Genomic DNA, 583 nt, shown 5'->3' on the forward strand with positions numbered 1-583 from the left:
AAAGCAAATGCCTGCAGCGGAAACCAACGGGTAACGTTAATAAACAAAATTCCATCTGGAAATTCCAGGATGCGAAATTCACTTATTGCAAAAAACACATGGACTTGTTATAATAACGACAGTGTGTTTTTGAAGTTTACGGCAATTCATGATTGCCCGTAATATATAACTCTGTTTCGAATGATTCAGGGCGGAAGGAGATGAAAAGAATGAAATCAGGAATTCATCCTAACTATAAAAAAGCAATGGTGAAATGTGCTTGCGGTAACGAGTTCGAAACCGGTTCTGTTCAAGAAGAAATCCGCGTTGAAACTTGCTCTGAGTGCCATCCATTCTATACTGGACGTCAGAAATTCGCTGAAGCCGGCGGACGTGTTGACCGTTTCAATAAGAAATACGGCATTAAGTCAGAACAAAAATAATAAACAACAAAAACAGGCAAGTTAACTTTCTTGCCTGTTTTTTATTGCAAAATAAGCCGTTATGAAGAATTACTTTAGGGACCTTTTTGCTTTTTAAAATCGCGAGTGCAAGTAAGATTAACAGCTCGACCCCTTTCTTCATAAAATAGTAAGAAAAGCGG

Annotated in this window: 2 protein-coding genes; one reads left to right on the forward strand and one right to left on the reverse strand. The window is 38.1% G+C overall.

Going from position 1 to position 583, the window contains the following annotated elements:
• Positions 1–209 precede the first annotated feature (209 nt).
• The gene (gene rpmE / locus CHI10_RS04930; RefSeq protein WP_009332279.1) at positions 210–422 is read left to right on the forward strand and encodes a 50S ribosomal protein L31; all 213 of its coding nucleotides are present in this window, start codon (positions 210–212) and stop codon (positions 420–422) included.
• Here rpmE and CHI10_RS22535 read toward each other — a convergent pair.
• Positions 403–583: hypothetical protein (locus CHI10_RS22535; RefSeq protein WP_218831294.1), on the reverse strand; the 181-nt coding region annotated here is incomplete at its 5' end. The genes rpmE and CHI10_RS22535 overlap by 20 nt on opposite strands.

Origin of the sequence: Bacillus sp. 7894-2, from assembly GCF_002272225.1 — a bacterium.
GTDB lineage: Bacteria > Bacillota > Bacilli > Bacillales > Cytobacillaceae > Cytobacillus.